Here is a 26009-nt window from a genome sequence, read left to right on the forward strand (position 1 = left end):
ACCATCCTGACTGCGCGACAACATTGCAGGTCACAACCCCGAATCCGGGTTTTCGGACCCGACAGCCCACCAGCGGCAACGCACGGCGATCACCTCGTTGCGATCCCCGCCAATGAGATGCGCCGCTTGTTCGCGCTGCTGACCCGGCCGCCCATCGACGAAGCCCACATCCGGCACTGGTCAACCTGGCGGCTACGCCATCAAATCCGCGCCCGACGAAGCCACTACCAGCGAAGACGCCTCAGAGATCAATAAGTGCGGCTGCCCTACTAACCTCGTCTAACCCCGCGTCGAGACGTTCTCGCGTAGTCCTCTCAGGAGAGGGGGCGACGGTATTCGGCCGTTGAAATGCGCCCGGCCATTGGCAGCCCTGTTCTGTGATGGACTGCTCAAATCCCAGGTTGATCGAGAAAGTGCACACCTCCCCCGAAGGTGGCCACTTCTATGTGATCAGCCCGCGTCAGCGGTCGGCTGTCCACCGAAAGACGAGCTTCTTTTCCTTGATGTGATCGTCGACGTCGAGGTCGTAGTAGGGCGTGTGGATGCCGAAGACACCCGCTTTCCAGAGGATGATTTTGCCGCCTTCGATATCGTCCCACTCGATCTCCGCGACACCTATTTGCGGTGCCGTCGACTCACACCAGGCGACAACCTGGCCGCCCGAGTTCTTGATCTCTATTCCCTTCCACCAGTTGACTGCGCCGCCCGCCCGGAGCCGGAACTGCGTGACGTCGTCCTCGTCGTAGTCGCTGATCTTGAGGGTTATCTGATCTCCTGCGGGCAACCGCTCGCTGTTTTCCAGCTGCTTCCAATCGATGTGCACGGTCATGAGCTACTCCATCCTCTTCGTGCAGCCTGTCTTACTGTGAGGATGAGCATTAGGGGTCGATGGGCGCCTCAGGGACGGGCCTAGAGAAACCCCCGGCTCCGAACGGCTGTCCCGGATACAGGACGGCCGGGCTGGCCGATAGCGGCGCGGTCTTCGGCAATTCCTCTGGTCGGGATGCTTCGAGTCGATGAGCCGCGCAATAGCGTTCGGCGCACAAGAGGCAGCGTCGCCGGGCCGCGGGCCGAAAGCAGCGATCCGGCTTTCTAATATTCAGCCTTCGCACCCAGGGGCGTGCCCGGAGGGGTTCTCAGGCTTCGTGGCCGGCGAAGCGGGCGGCGAGTTCGGCTCGGTTGGTGACGCCCAGTTTGGCGAAGACCTGACTGAGGTGGTGTTCGACCGTCTTCACGCTGATCATCAGTTCATGGCCGACCTGCTGGTTACCTCGTCCGGTGGCCACAAGTCTGGCTACCGCCAGCTCGCGGCCGGTCAAGTCCCACTGGCGCGCTCTTCTGGGCGCCGTTCGGCCGCATCCGGCCAGCTCGCGTTCGCAGTGTTCGAGGTAGGGGATGGCGCGCAGCCTTCGGAAGATCTGCTGCGCGGCTGTCAACCGGTCCGCCGCCGCGTTTCGCGATCCATGCCGCCGCAGGAAACACCCGTAATCCAGATCCAGCCGCGCCTTGTCGAAGGGCACACGCGCACGACCGGCGTAGTCTGCACCCTGCTCGAACGCCGTCACAGCACCGTCGAAATCCCCCTGCTGGGCGAGTAGATTCCCTTTCGCGCGGAAGACCCGGATCAGCGAGGTATCGCGGCCGCAAGTTAGCGCCCGCTGCTCGAACGGTGCCAAGACGGCTTGCGCCTGTGCGGGCTCGCCGCAGGCGAGGTAGGCGTCGCTGAGCAGGTCATACCAGTCGAATGATCCGGGCTCGTCCACTCCGTCCCTATGTTCAAGATCCAGCAGGGGGGCGAGCGCGCGGATGACCCGGGCCGGATCGTTTCTGGAGGTGGCCAGCCACGCCTCGGCAACCGCCATGAAGAACCGCGAGGTGGAGATTTCCCCGCACGTTCGCCACCCCTCCGACACGTGGTTCTCCGCGGTGGCCCATTCGCCGCGCTTGGCGGGGACCAGGGCTGCCAGCGCGTGCGTGCCGCCGGCCATCCAGAGCTGATCCGCCTCTTGCGCGAGGACGGTCGAGATCTCCCCGTGCACCATCGCGTTGTCCCATTCCCCGACCAGGTGCCAGGCGTTGCCGAGGTGGCCGTGGGCGACAACCTGTTGGAAGGAGGAGAGCTGGTCGGCGCAGCGGAGCAGGCCGGTGAGATCGGCGATTGCGCCATCGAGATCACCGACCCATATCTTTATCGTGGCTCGACCGATCAGCAGGTCCCGATCCTCCCGGCTGCCGGTCGCTGCCGGGGGCAGATGCGCGGTCATCTCCAGCGCCTCGTCGGGGGCACCGATCAGGGCCAAGGAGATGACCTGCACGCCGCGGACGATCCCGGTGTCGAAGCCCGCTACCTCGCCGGTCAGCGCCCGTTCGGCCCACACCAGCGCCTGTGCGCTGTTCCCGGTCATCATTGTCACTATGGCCAGCTGCTCTGCCGTGCGAACCGCCAGCACCGGGTGGGCCGCCGGGTCAGTCCGGTTCCACGCCTCGATCAGCAACCGTATGGCCTCCTGACTGCGCCCTTGGATCTGGGCGAGCACGCCATGGGCGAAAAAGCGCACCTCCGGCGGGCACTCCTCCGGCAACACCTCGATAAGTCCGGCCGCCTCCTTGACCCGGCCCGCATGAACCAGCGTGCCGATCGCCTCACCAATCAGGCGCGAGCGTTGACGGGTGTCCTGGACGAACTGGGCGGCGTGCATCAGGTGCGTGCTGGCATTGGACCACAGGCCGGCCCGCTGTTCCTGCTGGGCGAAGGCGGCCAGCTCGGCGGACAGTTCTGGGGCGGGACCGGTTGTGGCGCGCACGCGATGGTGAAAGCGTTCCAGGTCGGTTGCGGCCAGTTCGGCGGCCCGCGCGTGCCACCTGTGCCGGGCTGCCACCCCCAACCCTTGGTAGACCGCAGCCTGGGTCAGGGGATGCGGGAAGGCCACCCGCAGCCCGTGCCTGGTGTGCCGTTCCTCCAGTAGTCCCTTCTGGATCGCCTCATCGAGCGCGGCCAAGGGCTCGGTCTCGGCGAGCGTGGCGACCTGGTCGAGGAGGCAGGGCGTGGACAGGATGCTGGCCGCCGCCACGAAGTCACGAACCACCGGGCCGCAGGTGGCCAACCGGGCAAGCACGAGGGAGGCGTAGTTGAAGGGGGCAGGCAACGGCCGAGTGAGATCGTTGAGAACCTCCGCTGGCAGGTATTCCATGAGTTCACGCGCGTGCAGAGGGTTGCCACCGGTGAAGGATCGCAGGCGTTGAGCGGCGGCACCGCTCAACGACAGCCCTCCGACGCCACGGCCGAGCACCCGCAAAGCCGAGGGTGGCAGGCCACTGATGCGCATATGCACGGTCCGCTCGTCATCTAGCAGTTTGCGCAAACCAGTGGGGATCGCAGAGGCGGACAGCTCCCGGGCGATGATCACCGCCAGAACCTGGTCGGCCCGCAGACGGCGCAGGGCGAACGTCACGGCCTGGAGTGAGGGCGTGTCGGCCCACTGCGTGTCATCCAGGATCACCGCGAGCGGGCCGCCGCTCTGGAGCTGCCCCAGCCGCTCCAGCAACTCCACCCCTGCCGTGATCGCGTCGCGTTCAGCCGGGCACGGCTCTTCGATGAGTTGAGCCAAAACGCCATAAGGGAGCAAGATCTCAGTCTCATCCCCGCTGGCATTGAGCACCGTGAGGTCGGGATGGCCGGACAGGAAACGCCGCACCAGAGTGGTCTTGCCGATGCCGGCGGTGCCGTCCACGAGAACCAGGCGCGGATGGCCTGCCCTGACATGTTCAAGAATTTCAGCGAGCCTGTCCAGTTCGCCGGACCGTCCCACGAACGTTGTAACCATTGGCTCATCGTCGCTGGAGGTTTGTGCTGCGCCTAGGTCGCGGCGACCCTCTTATGGGGGAAATCCCTGAGTCTCACCCTGAGGTGCCCCCGTAGGTGCAACTTAGCGGCCTATGACATCGGATTGCTTAGAAATCTGACTCACGCCAAGGGAAATACGCCGGCGGGTCGGTGACACCCGGTGGGAAACAATTGGAACTCCAAGCACGGCAATCCCAGCCTGTCGGTGCCGAGAACTGTGTCACCTTATGCAACCTGGCAATACTCGTGGATCAGTCCGCCGAGACGATCGTGGCGGAGCACTCGTGCGGTGCCCGGATGGGTTACCGGTAGACGGGCTGCTGGCCCGTTCGGCGGTGTTTGATTTAGCGTCCGGTGCGGTCGGTGGCCGTTGTAATGATCGATATATTCGGTCAGGATGGCGTGCAGATGCTGCGGCCCGACGATGAGTATCCGGTCCAGGCACTCGCGCCGGAGGCTCAGGATCCATCGTTCGGCGATGGTGTTCGCTTTCGGCGCCCGTACTGGGATGAGGATCGTGCGCATGCCGATCGCGGTGAACACCGCATCGAAGGCCACGGTGTATTTCGCGTCACGATCGTGGATCAGGAACCTCCACGCCTGCGCACTGATATGTTCCTGCAGGTCCATGAGTAGGTTGCGGGCCTGTTGCACGGCCCAGGCGCCGGTGGGGTGGGCGGTGATACCGGCCAGGTGGACCCGCCGGGTGCCGTGCTCGATCACGAACAGCACATACAACCGGCGCAGGAACGCGTTGGCGATATGGAAGAAGTCGACGGGGTGATGATCAGACGTAGCCAGCGACGATGCGGGGTGGGCAGTAGCCGGGTCAGCCCGGACAGCAGGGCCCGGTCGGCCCAGGACAGCCGTGGCGTCATCACCTGCCGTTGCAGGACGGCGACCTGGTGGCGCAGGAGGAGGATTTCTGCGTTCTTGGCCGCCTCGGAACGGGGGAGCAGGGCCAGCCAGCCGAACACGCGAAGCAGAATCAGGTAAACAGACATAGGGCCACAACTACTCACGGTGCCAGGCCGACCTCTATCTCGCAGCCGAATCACGAACGAAGCGGCGTGCCGATACCGCAGGTCAGACCCCGTGACACCATTTCCGGCACGCTCAGGCACTCGCGACGCGACTGCCTGAGGGATCTGCCCGACGCGATGGAAACGGACCTAGGGAAGTCCCTAGGTCGCACCCTGGGGCGAGCGCAGCCAGTGGGGGCTACCCTCCGCAGAAAGCGAGGTCTCTCGGCGGCTTCGCCAGGCTGATGGAGATCGCTCAAATGAGTACCGAGATCCCAACGACGCAGAAGACATGGCGGCCCACGAACAAGTGGTGGGCGATGCTCGTCACGGCCAGCGGGGCGGTGGCAGTCAACTGGATCAATGCGGGCGAGTTCGACAAGCAGATAGCGATCGCTCTCGTGGGCGTCGTCGTGCAGGCGGTCGCCACGTACCTGCTGCCGAACCAGGACACGCCCGGCGGGGTGCCGGTCAAGAGAGTGCGCTGAACCGTAGCCGTATGGTTGACCGTCGAGGTCGGCCACGCTCCGGATGGCATTGAAAGCACGCGCGCTCACGGGAACGGGCCGATACACGTCGCCGCCGTCATGGAGACGGCCACCGAACTGCTGATCGTCTACTTCGCCGTTCACGGCCTCGTCAGGACGGACGGCGCATTGTATCTGAGCGCCTCGAGCACACGGCGCTGCCATATGGCACGCCCCGCCGTCATCTTATGGACTGCGCCGCGTGTAGGTGCCGAGAATCGTGTCACTTTATGCGACCTGGGTATACCCCGTGGATCAGTCCGCCGAGACGATCGTGGCGGACCACTCGCGCAGTAACGATCATCCTGTCGCGTTTGGCCGTTGTTCGACAGGCGGATCGGGGGTGCACGCCCGGAGGAACCGGTAAGCCGGGTGAGCTGCGCGGATGATATTACCGGCAGGGGCAGAGCCCATAGGCGGGGTGGCTGCTATTGCAAGACTCTGCGCGGGGTTGGTTTCGCCCCAGAGCGGGCGGTCGTGGCTCTGCGCTTGCCGATGCAGTTCAAGTGGCATGCAGGTATTCGTGCAGGGCTCCGAGCCGGTCTCGTCGGCGTATGTTGAGATCGATAATCTGTTCTGGATCGGTGATCGGGCCGGTCCGGCGCGCAGCGGAGCGGCCTGCGCAAGGGCCGCCACGAGCGTCAACCGGTTTCCGGAAATCCTCACGGGCGTGCAGGCACCAAAGACTCATACACTCTCAAAACGTCCTCCTCAAACCTGGCCAGTATTGATCTACTTTGTAAAGGCGTCGGCTTCGAAGAAAATTCACTCCCACCCAAACCCCCAGCAGCAGTGAGCCGCACCCGACACCCTCGCTCCGACTTTCCATCTCCTCCGCAGCGCTGACTCCAGCACGCCGTGATCTGAACCAGCGGCCGAACCGGTTCACCGAGGGGTTAAGCGGACCGGTGTCGTGGTGGTCCAGTCGAAGTGGTCCAGGGCGGTGTGGATGGTGCCGCGGATGACGGCCGAGTCGCCGAGGGCGGAGTGGTGGACGGTGACGAACGGGGGTGCGTCGGTCAGCAGGGATTTGACGGTGGTGGTGAGCAGGTCTCCGAAGGCCCAGGTGAGGGAGCCGCCCAGGACGATGTGGCGGGGGGCCAGCATCCAGCTGAGGGTGGACAGGGCGCGGGTGAGGATGGCGGCGAAGCGGTGTACTTCGGCGAGGGCGGTGGGGTCGCCGGTGTGGGCTCGGGTGAGCAGGGCGGTGGCCTCGGCGCGTCGGGGTTCGGGTTGGAGGCGGCCGAGGCCGATCAGGGGGGAGGTCATGAGGTCGTCGAGGCCGAGGGCTTTGGCCCAGAAGATCTCGCCGGCGGCGCCGTCGACGCCGCGGAAGGGGGTGCCGTTGACGACGATGCCGAGGCCGTTGTTGCGGCCTTCGAGCATGAGCCAGAGCATGTGGTCGGCGCCGGGGGTGGCGCCTTCGCGGAGCTCGGCCAGCGCGGCGAGTTTGGCGTCATTCTCGACGTGGATGGGGCAGCTGAAGTCGGCGGCGAACTCCGCGCCGAGCCGGACGCCCATCCAGTCGCGCATGGACAGGCGGACGGCGACCATGCCCTGGTCGTCCACGTTGCCGGGGGTGGCGACGCCGACCGCGCCGATCTGGCCGGGGCGCAGGCCGACCGCGCCGAGGGCCTGTGCGATGGCCTCGCGGGCCAGGGCCAGGCGTTCGGCCCTGCCCGGTTCGCCGTGGACGGGGAGCACCCGCCGGGCGAGTTCGACGCCGCGCAGGTCGGCGACGGCGGCCGCGCAGTGGCCGTGCGCGATGTCGACGCCGAGGACCATGCCGGCGTCGTCGCGGAAGGAGAACAGCCGGGCGGGGCGGCCCCGGCCGTTGGCCTGCGGGTCGGGCGGGTGGGTTTGGATCCAGTCTCGCTCCTCGAGGTCGGCGAGGATGAGTTCGACGGTCCGCCTGGACAGGCCGGTACGGGCGCTGAGCTGGGCCAGCGAGACGACCGAGTGCTCGTAGAGGGTGCCCAGCACGGTGTCCGCGTTGGCCTGGCGCATCGCCTTCGGATCAAGTGCCGCCACTGGAGTCCTCCTGCCGCGCACCCCGGGACCGCCGGTCATTCGACGCGGACGGTGGCCGTCAGTGGACGGTGGGCGGAGGAGAACCCGGCCGTGAGGGTGAAGTCCCCCGGCTCGTACGCCCAGCCTCCGGCCCAGTGGGCGAAGGTCCGGACGGGGATGTCCAGCTCGGCTTCGCCGGTCGCGCCCGCGGCCAGTCGTACAGTAGCGAAACCGGCGAGCCAGGTCACCGGGCGGTCGATCGCGGTTTCCGCGCGGGCGCCGTACAGCTGGATGACCTGCTTGCCCGCCCGGTCGCCAGTGTTGCGGACTCGGACCCGGACGGTGAAAACACCGCAGGCCGGGTCGACGGTGGCGGGGGCGCGGAGGTCCTCCAGGGTCCACGTGGTGTAGCCGAGGCCGTGGCCGAAGGGGTAGGCGGGGGTGCGGCCGAGGCGGAGCCAGTTGCGGTAGCCGACATGGATGCCCTCGTCGTAGTGGACCTGGCCGGCCACCGGCTCGATCCGGAGGATCGGCACCTGGGCCTCGTCGGCGGGCCAGGTGGTGGGCAGCCGCCCGCCGGGTTCGGCGGCGCCGGTGAGCAGGTCGCCGACGGCGGCGCCGATCTCCTGGCCGCCGAACCAGACCTGGAGCACGGCGCCCACGTCGGACGCCCACGGCAGCAGCATGGGGGCGCCGCAGTTGACCACGGCGACGGTGGCCGGGTTGGCCTGGGCGAGCGCGGCGACCAGGTCGTCCTGGCGGCCGGGCAGGGCGAGGGTGTGCCGGTCCTCGCCTTCGGCCTCCAGCTCCTTGTTGCTGCCGACGACGACCACGACCAGGTCGGCGTCGCGGGCGGCGGCGACGGAGTCGGCGATGAGCCGCTCGTCGTCGATCTCGGGCGGGAGCAGGCCGATCCGGAAGCCGAGTGCGTTGCGCAGGCCCGCGTCGGCCCGGCGCAGGACGAGCGTCAGCTTCAGCTCGACGGGCCGGTCCTGGTGTACGGCGAGCGGGAAGGCCTCCACGGGGGCGGCGAGCAGGGCGGCGCCGAGGTCGGTGCCGACCGGTTCGATGTGGCGTTCGCCGACCACGTGACCGTCGGCGGTGACCTGGAGCAGGCCGAGGGTGCTGACGCCGAGCCGGATCTCGCCGCCCGTCTCGGGCAGGTAGCGGGTGCTGACCTCCAGGGTGGCGGCGCGCTCGATGGGGGCGTCACCGCCGAACCAGACCAGGTCGCTGGAGCGGCGCTCCTCGGTGTGGATGACCTCGCCCTCGGAGTCCAGGAAGCGCACGTGCGCGCCGGGTTCGCCGGTGCTGGGGTTGGTCATCCGGCCGGGCGCGAGGTAGGCGAGCCCGTTCTCGACCAGCGGCCCCGGCCGGTAGGCGACCTGGGCGGCGGGGAAGGCCGCCCGGATGCCGTCCAGCGGGGTGACCACGTGGGCGGGGACCACGGTCGCGCTGCCGCCGCCCTGGGTGCGGGGGTGGGCGGCGCCGTGCCCGACGACGAGCACCCGTCGCACCCCGGACGGGTCGATCGGCAGCAGGCCACGGTTCTCCAGCAGCACCGCGCCTTCGGCGGCGGCCTCGCGGGCGAACCGCACCGGGTCCACGTCCGGCGTGGTCCTGGGGACGGTGAGCGGGCTGCCGTCCAGCTTGCCGAGCCGGGCGGCCAGGCGCAGCAGGCGGAGCACCTTGCGGTCGATCACCGCCTCGTCGATCTCCCCGGCCTCCACCGCCTTCACCAGGGCCTCACCCCAGGGTCCTTCCGGTCCTGGCATGACCAGATCCTGGGCGTACCGGGCGCTGTTGAGGCTGCGGACGCCGGTCCAGTCGCCGACGACCACCCCGTCGAACCCCCACTCGTCGTTGAGCGGCGTCTCCAGCAGCGGGTTCTCGCTCGAGGTGGCGCCGTTGACCGCGTTGTAGGCGCTCATCACCAGCCAGGCGCGGGCCCCGGTGACGGCCTTCTCGAAGGCCAGCAGGTAGACCTCGCGCAGGGCGCGTTCGGACACCCGGACGTCCACCGTGTAGCGCTCGGTCTCGAAGTCGTTGCACAGGTAGTGCTTGGGGGTGGCGCCGATGCCGTGCCGCTGGATGCCCTCGGTGTAGGCGGCGGCCAGTTCGGCGGTGAGCACCGGGTCCTCGCTGAACGCCTCGAAATGCCGGCCGCCGCCGGGGGTGCGGTGCATGTTGATGGTCGGGCCGAGCACCACGTCCACGCCCTTGCGCTGCGCCTCCCCGGCCAGCACCGCCCCGTACGCCCCGGCCACGTCGCGGTCCCAGGAGGCGGCGAGGGCGGAGGCAGAGGGCAGGTTCACCGACGGGTCGCGCTCGTCCCACGCCTGGCCGCGGATGCCGGAGGGGCCGTCGGAGAACACGATCGGGCGCAGGCCGATCCGCGCCAGCTCCCGGGTGGACCAGAAGTCGCGCCCGGTCAGCAGGGAGACCTTCTCCGCCAGGGTGAGGCCGGCGCAGAGCCGGTGCAGGTTCATCGAGGAGCCTTTCGTCATTTCAGGCCGGTGGTGGAGATGCCCTGGATGAAGTAGCGCTGGAGGAACAGGAACAGCACCAGGATGGGGAGCACGATCACGGTGGCCCCGGCCAGCAGCAGGCCGTAGTTGACGGTGTTGGCGCCCGCCGAGATGAGCGCGATGCCCACCGGCAGCGTGTACATGTCCTCGGTCTGGGCGGCGACCAGCGGCCAGAGGAACTCGTTCCAGGAGGACAGGAACTGGAGGATGGCCAGGGTGGCCAGGGCGGGGCCGGAGAGCGGAATGACGACGGTGAAGAAGATCCGGAACTCGCCCGCGCCGTCCAGCCGGGCGGCCTCGATGAGCGAGTCGGGGATGTCGCCGATGAACTGCCGCATGATGAAGACGCCGAGCGGGGTGGCCAGGAACGGCAGGATCAGCGCGCCGAAGGTGTTGGCCAGCCCCATCCGGGTGACCAGCACGAACAGCGGGATGAAGGTGACCACGGTCGGCACCATGAGCATGGTCATGACCACCGCGAACAGGGCTCTCCGGCCGGGGAACTCGATCTTGCTCAGCGCGTACCCGAGCATGGAGCAGAAGAGCAGGTTGCCCAGGACGACGGCGACCGCGACGACCACGCTGTTCACGAAGTACGAGCTGAAGTCCACCCGGGTGAACAGGTCGGCGAAGTTGCGGAGCGTGCCGTTCTCCGGCAGCAGAGTGAACTCGCCGGAGAGGATCTCGCGCTGCGGTTTGAACGCGCCGCTGACCATCCATACGAACGGCAGCACGGTCAGGCCGAGGCCGATCAGCAGCGGGATGTAGAGGTACCAGCGGCCGCGCAGGATATTTCTCATCATCTCGGTCAGTCCTTTGGACGGAGCACGCGGAACTGGACGAGCGTCACCACGGCGATGGCGATGGCGAGGACATAGCTGGCCGCGGAGGCGTATCCGTAGTTGCCGTAGCCGAACTGGTTGTAGGTGAAGTAGGTGATCGAGAGCGTGCTGTCCAGCGGCCCCCCACCGGTCATCACGAACGCCTCCTCGAAGAACTGGAAGTAGTAGACGCTGATCAGCACGCAGCCGAGCAGGATGGTGGGGCGCATCAGCGGCAGGGTGAGGGAGCGGAAGCGCTGGAAGGAATTGGCGCCGTCCATCCGGGCCGCCTCGTACACCTCGGCGGGCAGGCCCTGCAGCCCGGCCAGGAACACGATCATCAGAGTGCCCATGTTCCGCCACATCGCCATCAGGATCATCGACGGCATCGCGAAGCCGGTGTCGTGCAGCCAGTCGGGCCCGGTCACGCCGAGCGCGGCCAGGCCCTGGTTGAGCAGGCCGTCCGGCTCCAGGATGTACTTCCAGACCACGGCGATGGCGACGATGCTGGTCACCACCGGCGTGTAGAAGCCGACCCGGAACAGCGTCCGGAACCGGGTGATGCCGTTGTTCAGGGCCAGCGCGATCAGCATCGCGACGGCCACGGTGAGCGGCACGCCGACCCCGGCGAAGTAGAGGGTGTTCCCGATCGCCCGGAGGAACTTCTCGTCGGAGAACAGATCGACGAAGTTGGACAGTCCGACGAACCCCACCGCGAACGGCGTGCGCAGGTCGCGGCTGGTCGCGTCGGAGAAGCTCAGCGCCAGCGAGGCGGTGAGCGGCCCGACCATGAAGGCGGCGAACAGCGCGGTGAACGGCAGCGCGAGCAGCCAGCCGGCCAGGGCGCGGCGCCGTCGCCACGCGGGCCGTCGGCGGCGGTGCGCGGCCGTCGTCGCGTTGGCAGTGGGGCTCATGCGGTACGTCTCCTAGGCAGCGGGGATTATCGCAGCGGGGGCTATTTGAGGCCGACGGCCGACATGTCCTGCTGCAGGCCCGCCGCCGCGTCCTGCGGGGTGATGGTGCCCCGGGCCAGGCGCTCGCCGTACCCGTCGACGATGGCGGAGAGCTGCGCCCAGGTCGGGATCACCGGCGGGGTGGCGGTGGACTTGAGCTGGTCGTTGAAGACGGCCACGGCGGGGTCCTTGTCCAGTCCGGCCACGCCCCACGCGGCGGTGACCGCGGGCAGGTCGGCGGTCAGCTCGCTGAAGCTCGCGGCCTGCTCGGGGGTGGAGATGAACCGGATGAACTTCCAGGCGCCGTCGGGGTTCTTGGCGTCGGCGAAGACGGCCAGCTGGCCGCCGCTGAGCCAGCTCACGCCGCCGCCGGCGCCGGCGGGCACGGTGGCGATGCCGATCTTCTGGTCGAACTCGTCGCCGAGCAGTTCCTTGAGCGGGCCGATCAGCCAGGAGCCGTTCACCACCGAGCCGACCTCGCCGCGGGCCAGCCGCTCCTCGACCGAACCCCACGGCTCGTAGGTCCCGGTCTGGCTGGACACGCCGTCCTTGACGAGCGACTGGTACTTGGCCAGGCCCTCGATCACCTGGGGGGTGTTCAGGGTGAACTCGGTCTGGTCGGCGTTGGTGAGGGCGCCTCCGGCCTGCCAGATGTACGGCAGGAGCACCTGGTGGGTGAAACCGGCCTCGCCGGTGGCCAGCAGCAGCCCTTCCTTGGCCCCGGCCTTCTTCAGCGCGGCGCCGAAGGTGTTCAGCTCGGCCCAGGTCTTGGGGGCGGCGACGCCGGCCTTCTCGGCGAGGTCCTTGCGGTAGAAGAGGGTCCGGGTGTCGACGTAGAGGGGGACCGCGTAGCTCGCGCCGCTGATCTTGGTGGCGGCGATGGCGTTGGCGTCGAAGCCCGATTCGTCGATCAGCCCGGCGGGCACGGGGGCGAAGCCCTTGGCGGCCACGAACGTGGCGAGCGCGTCGGGGTTGAGCAGGGTCACGTCGGGCGTCTGGCCGGAGGCGATGGCGGTCGAGATCTTGGTGGGGGCGTCGTCCCAGGGCACGCCGGTGACGGTCACCTTGGCCTCGGGGTTGGCCTGCTGGAAGGCTTCGCCGATCTTGGGCATCTGGTCGCCCTCGCCGCCCATCGCCCAGACGGTGATCTCGCCCTTGGCGGGGCTGTCGTCGATGGCGGTGGCGGCGGGGGTGGCGGGGGCGTTCGCGGTGTCGCCGCCGGAGTCGCGGCCGCAGGCGGTCAGCGTGAGGGAGGCGGCGGTGACCAGGGCCAAGCCTGTGGCGTACTTCTTAATGATCATGTGGGTCGTCCTTCGGGAGTGGGAGGTGGTGGCGGGTCCGGCAGCCTCCCGACGGCTGCGTGCCAGCCACTATGTGGCGTGCGGACCGATTTATGCAATAGTCGCGCGTAAAATATCTATGAAGTAGTTTCAGTGGTAGTGGAATCTGTGGGCGGGCGTGACGGCAGACGGCCGAGCCTGCTTGACCCCAGTTCACTGTGGCTGAAACCGTGGGCGCTGCCCGCCCACCTCTGATCGGAGATCCTTTGGACGCGCCGGACGCACCCAACCAGCAGAGTGCCGACCAGACCATGGCGCAGGTCGGCGCCCGCATCCGGGTGCTGCGCTCCCGGCGGGGGCTGACCCTCAAGGAGGTCGCGGAGCGGACCGGGATCAGCACCTCCATGCTGAGCATGCTGGAGCGCGGCGTCTCCAACGCCTCGGTCGGCACGCTGGTCTCGGTGGCCTCCGCGCTCGGCCTGCACATGTACGACCTCTTCGACCGGCCGGACCCGGGCGCCGGCACGCCGGTGACCCGGCTGGCCGAGCAGACCCTGATCCGGGCCGGGGAGGGCACCACCCGGCGGGTGGCGCACAACGACACGCAGGCGGGGGTCGAGTTGGCGGTCAACACCTACGAGCCGGGCGGCGCGAGCGGCCCGCGGGCCACCCATCACGGCGGCCGGGAGTTCGGCCTGGTGGTCTCGGGCTCGCTCACCGTGGAGCTGGGCGGTGAGATCTACGAGCTGACGGAGGGCGACGTGATCGCCTACCCGTCCGGCCGCCCGCACCGCATCGTCAACCCGGGGCCGGATGAGGCCGTCGCGGTGTGGATAAACATCGACTGATACATCCCACCATGACTGATTTTAGTACCACTTAATAACTTCGATGCAATTGAATGCTATGGTCCTTGGCGTGACGGAGAACCATCAGACCTCCCCGGGCATGCGCGTCGTCTCCCCCGAGCAGTGGGGGCCCGACCTGGGCCTCGCCGCGGGCGGCACCTGGCGCGAGATCATCGGGCCCCGGGTCGGCGCCAGCTGCCGCAGCCTCTACGCCATCGACCTCGGACCGGGCGCGGCCACCCGGCCGCTCGCCCACGCCGGCGAGGCCGTCTACTACGTCGCCGGCGGCGCGGTGACGGTGACCGAACACCTGGCCGGGGGCGGCGCCGCCGGTCACGAGCTGGGGGAGGGCGCGATGGCGCACATCCGCCCCGGGTCGGTGTACACGTTCGCGGCCGAGGCGGGAGCCCGGCTCGTCGGCGGGCCCAGCCCGGTGGACCCGGCCCTCGGCACCGCCGCCGAACCCGCCGCAGAGCCCGGCGTGACCACCTACCATCGGGACCGGCCGGGCCTGCTGGTGCCGTTCATCTCGGCCGATGCCCGGCTGGTCGTCTGGCTCGGCGCCGGGGCGGTCACCGCCAACATGAACTACGTCGTCCTCGAGCCGGGCGAGCGCAACCGCGAACACGTGCACGCCGAGTCCGAGGACACCATCCACATCCTGGCCGGGCACGGCACCGCGGAGAACGTGACCACCGGGGAGAAGCTCCTGTTCGGGCCCGGCGACACCATCCACATCGAGATCGGCTTCTGGCACGCGGTCGCCGCCGACCGGGGCGAGCGGGTGGTCAGCGTCGGCGGCCCCTGCCCCGCCGACACCGACATGCTGCGCGCGGCCGGGGTGGACGTCGACGCCCTGCCGCTGACCCGCACCGCATGATGACCACCGTCGCGCTGGAGCAGATCGACGTGGTGGCCGGCCAGGTCGCCGCCAACCGCGACCTGGCCGTCGCCCGCGCCGCGGCGGCCTTCCGGGCGGGCGCCGACCTGGTGGCCCTGCCGGAGCTGGCGGTCAGCGGCTACGTCGTCGATCCGGCGCTCGCCCGTACGGTCGCCGAACCGCTCGACGGGCCGAGCCTGGCCGCCTTCACCCGGGTCGCCGGGCGGTCCGGCCTGGTCGTGTACGGCTTCTGCGAGCGCGACGGCGACGACCTGTTCAACACGGTCGTCGCGGTAGACGGGGACGGGCCCGTCCTGCACTACCGCAAACTCCACCTGTTCGATCGCGAGAAGGGCGTCTACACCCCCGGCGACCTGGGCCTGCCGGTCCGCGAGACGCCGTACGGCGTGCTCGGCCTGTGCGTCTGCTACGACCTGCGGTTCGTGGAGGTGCTGCGCGCCCTCTCCCTCCAGGGCGCCGACCTGGTGATCGCCCCCGCCGCCTGGGTGGCCGGTTTCGACCGCACCGTCCCCGCCGCCGGGGCTACCCGCCATGTCGACTCGGTGCTCGCGCAGGCCAACCTGGACCAGGTGGCCGTGGTCGCGGTGTCCCAGGTGGCCGGCAGCTCGCACGGGGGCCCGGCCACCCTGGGCGGATCAGTGGCCTGCGACGCCTACGGTGAAGTGCTGGCAGGACCGCTCTCCCGCACCGTCGCCGACACCGCCCTGGTGGAGATCGACATCGCGGCGGTGCGCGCCGCCCGCGTGCGCGGCCCGGCGATCCGCCCCCGCGAGGACCGCAGGACCGATGTCTATTCCCTCAACTACCGTGGGGAGCCCTGGTGAAGCCCAGCCCGTTCGAGTACGTCCGCCCGCGCGACCTCGCCGAGGCGCTGGCGGCGATCGCCCAGGATCCGGACGACAGCAAGATCCTGGCCGGCGGGCAGAGCCTCATCCCGATGATGAACTTCCGGCTGGCCCGCCCCGCCCGCCTGGTTGACGTGAACCGGGTGCCGGGCCTGGCCGGGCTGGCGGCCGACGGGGACCGCGTGCGGGTGGGCACGCTGACCCGGCACCACGCGATGGAGCACAACCCGCTGCCCGGCCCGCTCGGCGACCTGCTGCGGCGGGCCGCCGCGCACGTCGGGCACCTGCCGATCCGCACCCGGGGCACGTTCGGCGGCTCGATCGCGCACTGCGACGCCGCCTCGGAGTGGTGCCTGGTCGCCCGGCTGCTGGACGCCGAGATGACGGTGCGCAGCCAGGCCAGGGGGACCAGGGTGATCCCGGCGGCGGACTTCTTCCAGGCCGTCTTCACCACCGCGATGGCCCCGGACGAGATCCTCACCTCGATCGCGCTGCCCGCGCTGGACGAGCACTACCGCACCGGCATCGCCGAGTTCGCCCGCCGGGCCGGGGACTTCGCGATCGTGGCCGCCACCGCCGCGGTCCGGGTCGAGGACGGGCTGGTCACCGAGGCCAGGATCTGCCTGGGCGGGGTGGCCGAGGTGCCGGTGCGCGCCGATGCCGCCGAGCGCGTCCTGCTCGGCGAGCGCTGGTCGCCTGAGCTGGTGACCGCCGCCGCCGAGGCGGCCGCGGCCGACTGCGATCCGCCGGGCGACGCGCACGGCGACCCGGCCTACCGCCGCGACCTCGTCCGGGCCCTGGTGCCCCGGGCGCTCGGCCTGGACGTGCGGCGATGACCGGGGCCGAACCGCCGACCTGGACCGGGCGGGCGCTGCCCCGGCTGGAGGATCCGGCGATCGTGCGCGGCTGGGGGCGTTACGTCGGCGACATCGCCGCCCGCGACCAGAGCTGCCTGTACGCCCGGTTCGTCCGGAGCGGCGTGGCCTCCGGCAGGCTGATCTCGGTCTCCGCCCCGCCTGGCGTCACCCTGTTCACCGCCGCCGACCTGGCCGATGTGAAACCCATCCGGGCCGTGCTCAACCGGCCGGACTTCGTCGCGGTGGACACCCCGATCCTGGCCGTCGACACGGTCCGCTTCGTCGGCGAACCGGTCGGCCTGGTGATCGCCGCCTCCGAAGCCGAGGCCGAGGACGCGCTGGAACTGGTGGACGTCGAGATCGAGCCGCTGCCCGCCGTGGTCTCCACCGAGCAGGCGCTGGCCCCCGGCGCGCCGCTGGTGCACGCGGTGGAGTATCCCGGCGACCCCAACACCGTGGTGGACGGCCGCATCCACACCGAGGGCTTCGACGCGGCCTTCGCCCGGGCCGACAGGATCGTCGAGATCCAGGTCAGCTCGGCCCGGCAGAGCGCCATGCCGCTGGAAGCCCGCGCCGCCCACGTCGCCTACGACCGCGCCGGCGGGCGCTCCACCCTGCACGTGACCACCCAGATGCCGCACCTCATCAGGACCGGCATCGCCGACTCGCTCGGCCTGCGCGAGGACGATCTGCGGGTCGTCGCCCCCGACGTGGGCGGCGGCTTCGGCGCCAAGATGGCGCTGGCCAGGGAGGACGTGGCCCTGGTCTGGGCGTCCCGGCGGCTGCGCCGGGCCATCGCCTGGCTGGAGACCCGCGAGGAGAACTTCCTGGCCGCCTGGCACAGCCGCGAGCAGGTCTACGACATCACCGGCGCCTTCACCGCCGACGGCGAACTGCTGGCCCTGCGCGGCGACCTGGTCTGCGACGTCGGGGCCTACAGCTGCTACCCGGTGACGTGGGGCGTGGAGCCGCTGATGGCGATGGCCGAGCTGCCGGGCGCCTACCGGGTGCGGGAGTACTCGGTGCGGTCCCGGGCGATCGTCACCAACAAGTGCCCGATCGCGCCCTACCGCGGCGTGTCCCGGCCGGTCCAGGTGCTGGCCATGGAGCGGCTGTTCGACGTGGCCGCCGCCGAACTGGGGCTGGACCGGGTCGCGATCCGGGAGCAGAACCTGATCGCGGAGTTCCCGCACCGCTCGCCCAGCGGGCTCGTCCTGGACCAGGCCTCCCACCTGGAGACGCTGCGCGCCGCCACCGAACTGGCCGACCTGGCCGACTTCCGGGACCGGCAGGAGCGGGCCCGCGCGCAGGGCCGCTACCTCGGCCTCGGCATCGCCTGCTTCGCCGAGCGCACCGGCTACGGCACGCCCGCCTTCGCCGCCAGGTCCCGCCCGATCAAGCTCGGCCGGGAGCCCGCGCCGCTGATCACCCCCGGGTACGAGCGGGCGGTGCTCACCATGGACCCGTCCGGCGCGCTCACCCTGCGGATCGGGGCCTCCCCGCACGGGCAGGGGCTGCGGACCACGCTGGCCCAGCTGGTCTGCGACGAGCTGGGGCTTGAGCCGGGCGCGGTCCGGGTGATCGCCTCCGACACCGACGCCACGCCGTACGGCTGGGGGAGTTTCGCCAGCCGGGCGATGGTGATCGCGGGCGGGGCGTCGCTGCTGGCCGCCCGGGAGCTGGCCGCCCGGCTGCGGGTGCTGGCCGCCGCCCGGCTGGGCGGGCTGCCCGACGACATCGAACTCGCCGGCGGGCAGGCCGTACGGGCGGGGGAGGAGAGCGGGGTCTCGCTGGCCACGCTGGCCCGCGACACCTACCTGAACGCGCACCTCATCCCCGACAAGGGCGAACCCGCGCTGGAGGCGGTCGGCAGGTACGACCCGTCCGGCACCTTCGCCAACGCCTGCCACGTCGCCGAGGTCGAGGTGGACCCGCTGACCGGCCACGTGTCGGTCACCCGGTTCCTGGTCGCCGAGGACGCCGGGCGGCTGATCAACCCGGCCATCGTGGACGGGCAGATCCACGGGGGAGTGGCGCAAGGGGTCGCCAACGCGCTCTACGAGGAACTGATCTACGACGAGCGGGGAGTGCTGGTGACCACGTCGCTGATGGACTACCTGCCGCCGACCATCGCCGAGATGCCCGGCATCGACATCGTGCACCTGGACACCCGCTCCGCCGAATCGATCACCGGCGCGAAGGGGGTCGGCGAGGGCGGCACCATCGGCGCGCCCGCCGCCATCGCCAACGCCGTCAGCGACGCGCTCGCGCCGTTCGGCCTCGGCGTCTTCCACCTGCCCGCCACCCCGCACCGGGTCAGGACCGCCATCCGCACCGGCGCCGACATCCGCCGAACCGAGAAAGGGACCGCATCATGAGCTCCGCGATTCCGCTCCGTCTGTACGTCAACGGCGACCGGTACGAGATCGCGGTCGAGCCCCGCCGCACCCTGGCCGACGCGCTCCGCGAGGACTGCGGCCTGACCGGCACCCACCTGGGCTGCGAGCACGGCGTCTGCGGCGCGTGCACGGTGCTGGTGGACGGGCAGCCGGTCCGGTCCTGCCTGATGTTCGCCGTCCAGGCCGAGGACACCTCGGTGCGCACGGTGGAGGGCCTGGCCCCGGACGAGGAGCACCTGCACCCGGTGCAGCAGGCGTTCTGGGAGAACCACGGCCTCCAGTGCGGGTTCTGCACCCCAGGCTTCCTCGTGCTGATCGCCGGCTACCTGGAGGAACATCCGGACGCGGGGGAGACGGAGCTGCGCGAGGTGCTCTCCTCCAACCTCTGCCGCTGCACCGGCTACCAGAACATCCTGACCTCGACGATGTGCGCCGCCCGCGCCATGCGCGGGGAGGAGCGGCCGTGATCGGGGCACGGGCGCTGCGCCTGGAGGACCCGGTGCTGCTGCGTGGCGCCGGCCGGTTCGCCGGCGACGTCATCCGCCCCGGCGAGCTGCACATGCGGGTGGTCCGCTCGCCCATCGCGCACGGCCGCATCCGCTCGCTCGACGTCACCCCCGCGCTGCTGCTGGACGGCGTGGTGGCCGCGTGGACCCACGCCGACATCGCCGAGCTGCCCGCCATCGGGTTCCGGCTGACCCCGCTGCCCGACCTGCTGCCCTACCGGCAGCCGGTGCTGGCCCGGCGGATCGTCCGGTACGTCGGCGAGCCGGTGGCCGTGGTCTTCGCCACCTCCGCCTACCTGGCCGAGGACGGCGCCGAGCTGGTCCGGCTGGACCTCGACCCGCTGCCCGCGCACCTGGACGCCGACGCCGAACCGGTGGCCTGGGTCGACGCCGAGCAGGCCACCTGGGCGGCGGGCCTGGGCCGCGAACTGCCCGCGCAGGACTCCCAGGCCACCGCCTTCACCGTGGAGTACGGCGACGTGGACGCCGCCTTCGCCGCCCCAGGCCCCGGCTACCGGGTGATCGAGTCGGACGCCCGGATCGGCCGCCACACCGGCGTGCCGATGGAGTGCCGGGGCCTGGCGGCCGTCTACGACGCGGCCGAGCAGCAGCTGATCGTGGACGGCGCGGCCAAGGTGCCGTTCTGGAACCGGGAGGCGGTCGCCGCCATGTGCGGCCTGCCGCCCCGCCAGGTGCAGGTCAGGGAGACCCACGTCGGCGGCGGCTTCGGCCCGCGCGGCGAGCTCTACCCCGAGGACGTCCTGGTCACCCTGGCCGCCGTACGGCTGCGCCGCCCGATCAAGTGGATCGAGGATCGGCAGGAGCACCTGATGGCCACCAACCACTCCCGCGGGCAGCACCACCGCCTGCGGGCCCTGGTCCGGGCGGACGGCGTGATCGAGGCGCTGGACGCCGCCTTCGTCCTGGACCAGGGCGCCTACGTGCGCACCCACGGCGCGACGGTGGCCTCGCTGACCGCCTCGATGTTGCCGGGGCCGTACCGGATCCCGAACTTCCGGGTCCGGGCCCAGGTCCGGCTGACGCACAAGACCCCGGCCGGGACCTACCGCTCGCCGGGCCGCTACGAGGGCACCTTCGCCCGGGAGCGCCTGGTGGACCGGATCGCCGGTGAGCTTGGGCTGGATCCGGTGGAGGTGCGCGAGCGCAACTTCATCCCGGCCGAGGCGATGCCGTACGAGCGGCCGATCCAGGCGATGGGCACCGAGCTGGTGCACGACTCCGGCGACTACGCGTTGCTGCGCGCGAAGGTATGGGAGAAGTTCGACCTGGACGGTGTGCGGCGCGAGGTCGCGGCCCGGCGGGCGGCCGGGGAGCTGGCCGGGTTCGGGTTCGCGTTCTTCGTGGAGAAGAGCGGCATCGGGCCGTACGAGGGGGCCCGGATCTCGGTGGACAGCTCCGGCGCGGTCACCGTGACCTGCGGCGCGTCCTCGGTCGGGCAGGGCGTGGACACCGTGCTGGCCCAGGTCGCCGCCGAGGTGCTGGGCATCGCGCACGACTCGATCCGGGTGGTCCGGGGGCGTACCGACCAGTTCGAGTACGGCCGGGGCGCGTTCGCCACCCGGCTGGCCGTGATGGCCGGTTCGGCGGTCTCCAACGCCGCGCAGGCCCTGGCCGACAAGGCCCGCCGGGTGGCCGCGCACACCCTCGGCGTCCCGGAAGAGGACCTCGGCCTGGCCGGCGGCAAGGTGCTGGTGACCGGCGACCCGGCCCGCGCCCTCACCTTCGGCGAGATCGCCCGCCTGCTGGACCCGTCCGGCGCGGCCGAGCTGAAGGAGTCGCCGGGCCTGACCGCCGACGGCTGGTTCCACTCCGACCACATGACCTACCCGTACGGCCTGCACGCCGCCGTCGTCCGGATCGACCCCGGCACCGGCCAGACGCACGTCGAACGGTTCATCGTCGGCTACGACGTCGGCCGCGCGCTCAACCCGACCCTGGTGGAGGGCCAGATCGCAGGCGGCGTCGCGCAGGGCCTCGGCGGCGCGCTGTACGAGGAGTTCCGGTACGCCGAGGACGGCACCCCGCTCTGCACGACGTTCATGGACTACCTGATCCCCACCGCCCTGGAGATCCCCCCGATCGAGACCCTGATCACCGAGGACGCGCCCAGCCCGATCAACCCGCTGGGGGTGAAGGGCGCGGGGGAGGGCGGCACCACGGCGGTCGCCGCGGCGGTGGCCGCCGCCGTGGACGACGCGCTCGGCCGGCCGAACGCGATCACCTCGGTGCCCATCCACCCCGCTCAGATTCGCGGCCTGCTGGCCTGATGCCCGCTGACCTGGGCCGGTGGCCGTACCAGCCCTACCGACTTCACTCCACTCGAATATCTATCACTCACATTGAACGGAGCACCATCATGCGGATCGTCGACCTGACCCACCCCTGGGGCATCCACACTCCCGGCTGGGTCGGTTACCCGGGCGGCAAGATGTACTACACCCAGAACCTGCAGACCAACCAGATCGTCTCGCAGCGGATCGAAAGTTCGCTGCACAGCGGCACCCACCTGGACGGCCCGATGCACGGCACCGACGGCGGCCTGGACATGGCCTCGCTGCCGCTGACCAAGCTGATCCACCCGGGGGTGATCGTGGACGTCTCCGACGTGGTGTCCGACTGGGACCTCATCGAGCCTGAGCACATCACCGCCAAGGTGGAGGTCCGCAAGGGCGACATCCTGATCATCCACACCGGGTTCATCGACTACTACCAGGGCCGGGAGAAGCAGGACCTGGTCCGCTACTTCACCATGCACCCGGGCGGCAGCCTGCGGCTGGCCAAGTGGATGGCCGAGATGGAGATCGCCTGGTGGGGCATCGACGCCGGATCCGGCGACCACCCGATGAACACCACCATCCGCAACATGCGCCCCGACCTGCTGAAGAAGTTCGAGGAGCACGTGGGCATGGGCTACAAGGAGTTCCTCGGCGAGTACACCTACACTCACCACATGTCCGGCCGGGAGATCACCTCTGACATCTTCCCCATGCACCACCTGGCCTTCCAGGACGGCTGCATCCACGCCGAGAACGTCGGCGGCGACCTGAAGACCGTGCTCAACCAGCGCGCGATCATCGGGGCCTTCCCGTGGAAGATCGAGGGCGGCGAGGCCTGCCCGTGCCGGATCATGGCCTTCTTCGACTGCGGCGCCGACGAGGTCATCGACGGCCTGGCCGGCTGGAAGGGCTGACCGCCATGCTGCTCAAGAACGAGTTCGAACTGGACGCCGACCTGGACCGGGCCTGGGCGCTCCTGACCGACCTGGAACGCATCGCGCCCTGCATGCCGGGGGCGCGGCTGGACGGCCGGGACGGCGACACCTACCTGGGCAGCGTCCGGGTGAAGGTCGGGCCGATCGGCGCGCACTTCACCGGAACCGCCAGGTTCGACCAGCGGGACGACGCGGCCCGGGTCGCGGTGATCGCCGCCAGCGGCAAGGACCCCAAGGGACAGGCCACGGCCGCCGCCCGGATCCACGCCCGGCTGGAGCCGGTCGGCCCGGCCAGGACCCGGGTGCTGATCGACACCGACCTGGACATCTCCGGCCGGATGGCCCAGTTCGGCCGGGGCGCCATCGCCGACGTCAGCAACCGCCTGATCGGCCAGTTCGTCAGCAACCTGAGCACCCAGCTGGTGCCCGCCGACACCCCCCAGCAGGCGGCAGCCCCACTGCCGCCGCCGTCGCGGGAACCGGAGCCGGAGCCGGCCGGCCTCAACGCGGTCGACCTGATCCTCCCCGTGCTCCGGGACCGGTACGGCAAGGCGGCGGTCGGCGTCCTGCTGGGCTTCCTGCTCGGCTGGCTCGTCTTCGGCCGCCGGCGATGACCGAGCGCCTGCCCCGGCTCACCCCCGCCGACCTGGACGAGGCCCAGCACGCGGTCTACCAGGCCATCGCCGGGGGAGACCGCGCCAAGGGCGTGCAACACTTCCCGCTCACCGCGGACGACGGCTCCCTGCACGGGCCGTTCGGGATCATGTTGCACGCCCCGGGCGTCGGCCTGGCGTTGCAGGCGCTCGGCGCGGCCGTCCGCTTCGGCACCGACCTGACTCCCCGGATCCGGGAGATCGCCATCCTGCAGACGGCGCACGCCACCGGGAGCACCTTCGAGTGGTGGGCCCACGAGCGCGTCGGCCGGGCGGTCGGGCTCACCGCCCCCGAACTGACCGCGCTCTCCCTCGGGTCCTTCCACTCCGCCGACCCGGCCGAGGACGCCGCCGCCACTTTCGTCGCGACCCTGCTCACCTCGGCCACGGTCACCGACGCGGAGTTCGCGGCCGCCTCAGCCGCGCTCACCGACCGCCAGCTGATCGACCTGACCGTACTCGTCGGCTACTACCGAACGCTGGCCCAGCTACTGACGGTCTTCGCGGTGGGCGCACCCACCGAACCTGGCTAGTATTGATCTACTTTGTAAAGGCGCGAACTCTCAGAAAAAATCCATCCGCAAAAATCCATCCGCCCCCCCAAAACCCCGCAACGACAAGGCCCTCGCTCCAGCTTTCCCGCCCGCTGTCATCCCCCCGAAGCCGGACAAGCCCGTGCGGGACGTCACGCCTTGATCAGCTCCTCGCTTAGCTCCCAGAGCCGCTGGGCGGACTGCGGGTCGATGGCGTGTGGCGCGATGTCGGATCGGATGTCCTGCTCGGTGCCGAAGGTGACGGGCTTCGAGTCGTCGTCCAGCGGTGAGATGTCGTTGTCCTTGAGGTAGACACCGCCGATCCCGGCGAGCAGGGGACTGGTCGCCGCGAACACGATGGTGCCGGCCCCCTGCTGCGGGGTCTTCCTCCCGCGGCTGGGGTCGATGATCGCCCGGCCGGACTCGTCGATCAGGCCCATGGCCCGCAGCTGGTCCTCGCCCGCCGAGCTGTTCAAGTTCGTGCCGACGACGACGCCTGGGTGTACGGCGTAGCCGCGGATCTCGTCCTCCGCCCAGCGGCGGTCCAGCTCGACGGCGAACAGCACGTTGGCGGTCTTGGACTGGGCGTAGGCGAGGTGGCCGTCATAGCCGGTGGTGAAGTGCGGGTCGTCCCAGCGGATGTCGGACATTCGCTGGGCGCCGGATGACACGTTGACGACTCGGGCGCCGTGGGCGGCGCGCAGTGCGGGCAGCAGGCCCAGGGCCAGCTGGAAGTGGCCGAGATGGTTGGTCGCGAACTGCGACTCGTAGCCGCGCGCGTCTCGTACCAGTCCGTCCGGAGCCGGGAGGCCGGCGTTGTTGATCAGGACGTGGAGCGGACGGCCGGAATCGAGGTAGCGGGCCGCGAAGGCGTCGATCGACATCGGGTCGAGCAGGTCCAGCCGGCTGGTCTCGACCCGCTCGATCCCGGCCAGCGCGACCGCGGCACGGTCCGGGTCGCGCGAGCCCACGGTGACGGAGGCGCCGGCGTCGCTGAGCGCTCGGGTGGTCTCCAGGCCGAGCCCGGAGTGGCCGCCGGTGACGATGACGTTCGTGCCGGTCAGGTCGATGCCCGCGAGGACGTCGGCGGCCGTCGACGCGGCGGTGAATCCTGTCCCGATGGGGTGCTGCTTGTGAGTCATGAGACCGGTCCTTTTCGTGGGGGAGCGATGACGGTCAGGCGGCGGCGCGTTCGTCGACGGGGCGGCGGCGCAGGCGAGCGTGCTCGATGGCGGGTGGGTTGTAGGCCATGTCGAGGGCGCCGATGTCGGTGCCGGGTGGCGCGATCTCGTCGATCCGGTCGAGGATCTCGTCGGTGAGCGTGACGTCGAGGCCGGCGAGGAGGTCGTCGAGGTGGTCCATGGTGCGCGGTCCGATGATCGCTGACGTGACGCCGGGGTGGGCGATCGCGAAGGCCGTGGCCAGGTGGGTCAGCGGGATTCCGGCGTCCTGGGCGAGCGGGATGAGCTGCTCGACGGCGTCCAGGCGGCGTTCGTCGCGCAGGTGCTGGAAGCCGAACTGGGACCGGTGTGTGGCGTTCTGCTGGTTCTTGCGGTAGCGGCCGGTGAGCAGGCCGCCGGCGAGGGGGCTCCAAACCAGGGTGCCCATGCCGTACTGCTGGGCTACGGGGAGGACCTCGCGCTCGATGCCGCGGTTGAGGATCGAGTACGGCGGCTGCTCGGTGTGCAGCCGGGTCAGGCCGCGCCGCTCGGCGACCCAGTGGGAGTGGACGATGTCCGAGGCGGGCAGGGAGGAGGTGCCGATGGCCCGGACCTTGCCGGCGCGCACCAGGTCGGTGAGGGCCGAGAGGGTTTCCTCGATGTCGGTGTCGGGGTCGGGCCGGTGGATCTGGTACAGGTCGACGTAGTCGGTGTCCAGGCGGCGCAGTGAGTCGTCCAGGGCGCGGATCAGCCAGCGGCGTGAGGCGCCCGACTGGTTGGGGACGGGCGGGGTGGCGCCGCTGGGGTCGTAGTTCACGGGGAATCGGGCCTTGGTGGCGAGCACGACGTCGTCGCGGCGCCCCTTGAGGGCCTTGCCGACGATCTCTTCGGATTCGCCGTGGGAGTACATGTCGGCGGTGTCGATGAAGTTGATCCCCGCGTCCAGAGCTCTGTGGATGATCTTGATCGAGTCGTCGTGGTCGGGGTTGCCGGCGGCTCCGAACATCATGGCGCCGAGCGCGTAGGGGCTGACCTTGATGCCGGTCCTGCCGAGGGTGCGGTACTGCATGCCGTTTCTCCTGAGGTTGCG

At 70.2% G+C, this 26009-nt stretch carries 23 protein-coding genes and 1 pseudogene; 13 read left to right on the top strand and 11 right to left on the bottom strand.

Annotated elements, in window-relative coordinates; genetic code table 11:
• Nucleotides 1-87: 87 nt before the first annotated feature.
• Nucleotides 88-255, top strand: a pseudogene (locus Aple_RS56615) (IS701 family transposase); the annotation flags it as partial.
• Nucleotides 256-460: 205 nt separating this feature from the next.
• Here Aple_RS56615 and Aple_RS10325 read toward each other — a convergent pair.
• From Aple_RS10325 to Aple_RS53155, 4 genes are all read right to left on the bottom strand, one after another.
• A complete protein-coding gene (locus Aple_RS10325; protein ID WP_155344285.1) occupies nucleotides 461-829 on the bottom strand; it encodes a hypothetical protein in 369 nt (122 codons plus the stop codon).
• 307 nt (nucleotides 830-1136) lie between these two features.
• Nucleotides 1137-3824, bottom strand: a complete 2688-nt coding sequence (locus Aple_RS10330; RefSeq protein ID WP_155344286.1) for a helix-turn-helix transcriptional regulator — start codon at nucleotides 3822-3824, stop codon at nucleotides 1137-1139.
• A gap of 245 nt (nucleotides 3825-4069) precedes the next feature.
• Entirely contained in the window at nucleotides 4070-4576 is a 507-nt protein-coding gene (locus Aple_RS10335) for an integrase core domain-containing protein (protein WP_246264344.1), read from the bottom strand.
• Nucleotides 4564-4848, bottom strand: coding sequence for a hypothetical protein (locus Aple_RS53155; RefSeq protein ID WP_218038229.1), 285 nt, complete (start codon nucleotides 4846-4848; stop codon nucleotides 4564-4566). The genes Aple_RS10335 and Aple_RS53155 overlap by 13 nt, the downstream gene beginning before the upstream one ends.
• A gap of 278 nt (nucleotides 4849-5126) precedes the next feature.
• On the opposite strand from Aple_RS53155, the gene Aple_RS10340 reads away from it, so the two are divergent.
• On the top strand, nucleotides 5127-5354 hold the full coding sequence (locus tag Aple_RS10340) for a hypothetical protein (RefSeq protein WP_155344287.1): 228 nt from the start codon (nucleotides 5127-5129) through the stop codon (nucleotides 5352-5354).
• 550 nt (nucleotides 5355-5904) lie between these two features.
• A complete protein-coding gene (locus Aple_RS52760) occupies nucleotides 5905-6189 on the top strand; it encodes a hypothetical protein (RefSeq protein WP_155344288.1) in 285 nt (94 codons plus the stop codon).
• An 89-nt stretch (nucleotides 6190-6278) separates the two neighbouring features.
• Here Aple_RS52760 and Aple_RS10350 read toward each other — a convergent pair whose 3' ends face one another.
• The 5 genes from Aple_RS10350 to Aple_RS10370 are packed head-to-tail and all read right to left on the bottom strand — an operon-like array spanning nucleotide 6279 to nucleotide 13006.
• Entirely contained in the window at nucleotides 6279-7424 is a 1146-nt protein-coding gene (locus tag Aple_RS10350) for an ROK family transcriptional regulator (protein WP_170321386.1), read from the bottom strand.
• Between the two features lie 35 nt (nucleotides 7425-7459).
• Nucleotides 7460-9910, bottom strand: coding sequence for a beta-glucosidase (locus Aple_RS10355; RefSeq protein ID WP_155344290.1), 2451 nt, complete (start codon nucleotides 9908-9910; stop codon nucleotides 7460-7462).
• Nucleotides 9907-10734 (bottom strand): carbohydrate ABC transporter permease, encoded by an 828-nt coding sequence (locus tag Aple_RS10360; RefSeq protein WP_155344291.1) that lies wholly within the window; start codon nucleotides 10732-10734, stop codon nucleotides 9907-9909. The genes Aple_RS10355 and Aple_RS10360 overlap by 4 nt, the downstream gene beginning before the upstream one ends.
• A 5-nt stretch (nucleotides 10735-10739) precedes the next feature.
• A complete protein-coding gene (locus tag Aple_RS10365) occupies nucleotides 10740-11666 on the bottom strand; it encodes a carbohydrate ABC transporter permease (protein ID WP_155344292.1) in 927 nt (308 codons plus the stop codon).
• 41 nt (nucleotides 11667-11707) lie between these two features.
• Entirely contained in the window at nucleotides 11708-13006 is a 1299-nt protein-coding gene (locus Aple_RS10370) for an extracellular solute-binding protein (RefSeq protein WP_155344293.1), read from the bottom strand.
• A gap of 245 nt (nucleotides 13007-13251) precedes the next feature.
• Between Aple_RS10370 and Aple_RS10375 the strand changes: the two genes are divergently transcribed.
• The 10 genes from Aple_RS10375 (at nucleotide 13252) to Aple_RS10420 (ending at nucleotide 23759) form a co-directional block, all read left to right on the top strand.
• Nucleotides 13252-13833 (top strand): helix-turn-helix domain-containing protein, encoded by a 582-nt coding sequence (locus Aple_RS10375; RefSeq protein WP_155344294.1) that lies wholly within the window; start codon nucleotides 13252-13254, stop codon nucleotides 13831-13833.
• Between the two features lie 70 nt (nucleotides 13834-13903).
• Nucleotides 13904-14713, top strand: a complete 810-nt coding sequence (locus Aple_RS10380) for a cupin domain-containing protein (RefSeq protein ID WP_155344295.1) — start codon at nucleotides 13904-13906, stop codon at nucleotides 14711-14713.
• Nucleotides 14710-15558: a nitrilase-related carbon-nitrogen hydrolase gene (locus Aple_RS10385; RefSeq protein ID WP_155344296.1), complete on the top strand. Its 849-nt coding sequence runs from the start codon at nucleotides 14710-14712 to the stop codon at nucleotides 15556-15558. Before Aple_RS10380 ends, Aple_RS10385 begins: the two co-directional genes overlap by 4 nt.
• Nucleotides 15555-16415, top strand: coding sequence for an FAD binding domain-containing protein (locus Aple_RS10390; protein WP_155344297.1), 861 nt, complete (start codon nucleotides 15555-15557; stop codon nucleotides 16413-16415). Before Aple_RS10385 ends, Aple_RS10390 begins: the two co-directional genes overlap by 4 nt.
• The gene (locus tag Aple_RS10395) at nucleotides 16412-18814 is read left to right on the top strand and encodes a xanthine dehydrogenase family protein molybdopterin-binding subunit (protein ID WP_155344298.1); all 2403 of its coding nucleotides are present in this window, start codon (nucleotides 16412-16414) and stop codon (nucleotides 18812-18814) included. The genes Aple_RS10390 and Aple_RS10395 overlap by 4 nt, the downstream gene beginning before the upstream one ends.
• Nucleotides 18811-19302, top strand: coding sequence for a (2Fe-2S)-binding protein (locus tag Aple_RS10400; RefSeq protein ID WP_155344299.1), 492 nt, complete (start codon nucleotides 18811-18813; stop codon nucleotides 19300-19302). The genes Aple_RS10395 and Aple_RS10400 overlap by 4 nt, the downstream gene beginning before the upstream one ends.
• Entirely contained in the window at nucleotides 19299-21629 is a 2331-nt protein-coding gene (locus Aple_RS10405; RefSeq protein ID WP_218038230.1) for a xanthine dehydrogenase family protein molybdopterin-binding subunit, read from the top strand. Before Aple_RS10400 ends, Aple_RS10405 begins: the two co-directional genes overlap by 4 nt.
• Before the next feature lie 89 nt (nucleotides 21630-21718).
• Nucleotides 21719-22552, top strand: coding sequence for a cyclase family protein (locus tag Aple_RS10410; protein ID WP_155344301.1), 834 nt, complete (start codon nucleotides 21719-21721; stop codon nucleotides 22550-22552).
• Nucleotides 22553-22557: 5 nt separating this feature from the next.
• Entirely contained in the window at nucleotides 22558-23187 is a 630-nt protein-coding gene (locus Aple_RS10415; RefSeq protein WP_155344302.1) for an SRPBCC family protein, read from the top strand.
• Nucleotides 23184-23759, top strand: coding sequence for a carboxymuconolactone decarboxylase family protein (locus Aple_RS10420; protein ID WP_155344303.1), 576 nt, complete (start codon nucleotides 23184-23186; stop codon nucleotides 23757-23759). The genes Aple_RS10415 and Aple_RS10420 overlap by 4 nt, the downstream gene beginning before the upstream one ends.
• Before the next feature lie 152 nt (nucleotides 23760-23911).
• Here the strand turns inward: Aple_RS10420 and Aple_RS10425 are convergent, their stop codons facing one another.
• Nucleotides 23912-24901 carry an SDR family NAD(P)-dependent oxidoreductase gene (locus Aple_RS10425; protein ID WP_155344304.1) on the bottom strand — a complete coding sequence of 330 codons (990 nt, stop codon included), beginning with the start codon at nucleotides 24899-24901 and terminating at the stop codon, nucleotides 23912-23914.
• Nucleotides 24902-24935: 34 nt separating this feature from the next.
• Entirely contained in the window at nucleotides 24936-25988 is a 1053-nt protein-coding gene (locus Aple_RS10430; protein WP_155344305.1) for an aldo/keto reductase, read from the bottom strand.
• Between the last annotated feature and the right edge of the window lie 21 nt (nucleotides 25989-26009).

The organism is Acrocarpospora pleiomorpha (assembly GCF_009687885.1).
GTDB lineage: Bacteria > Actinomycetota > Actinomycetes > Streptosporangiales > Streptosporangiaceae > Acrocarpospora > Acrocarpospora pleiomorpha.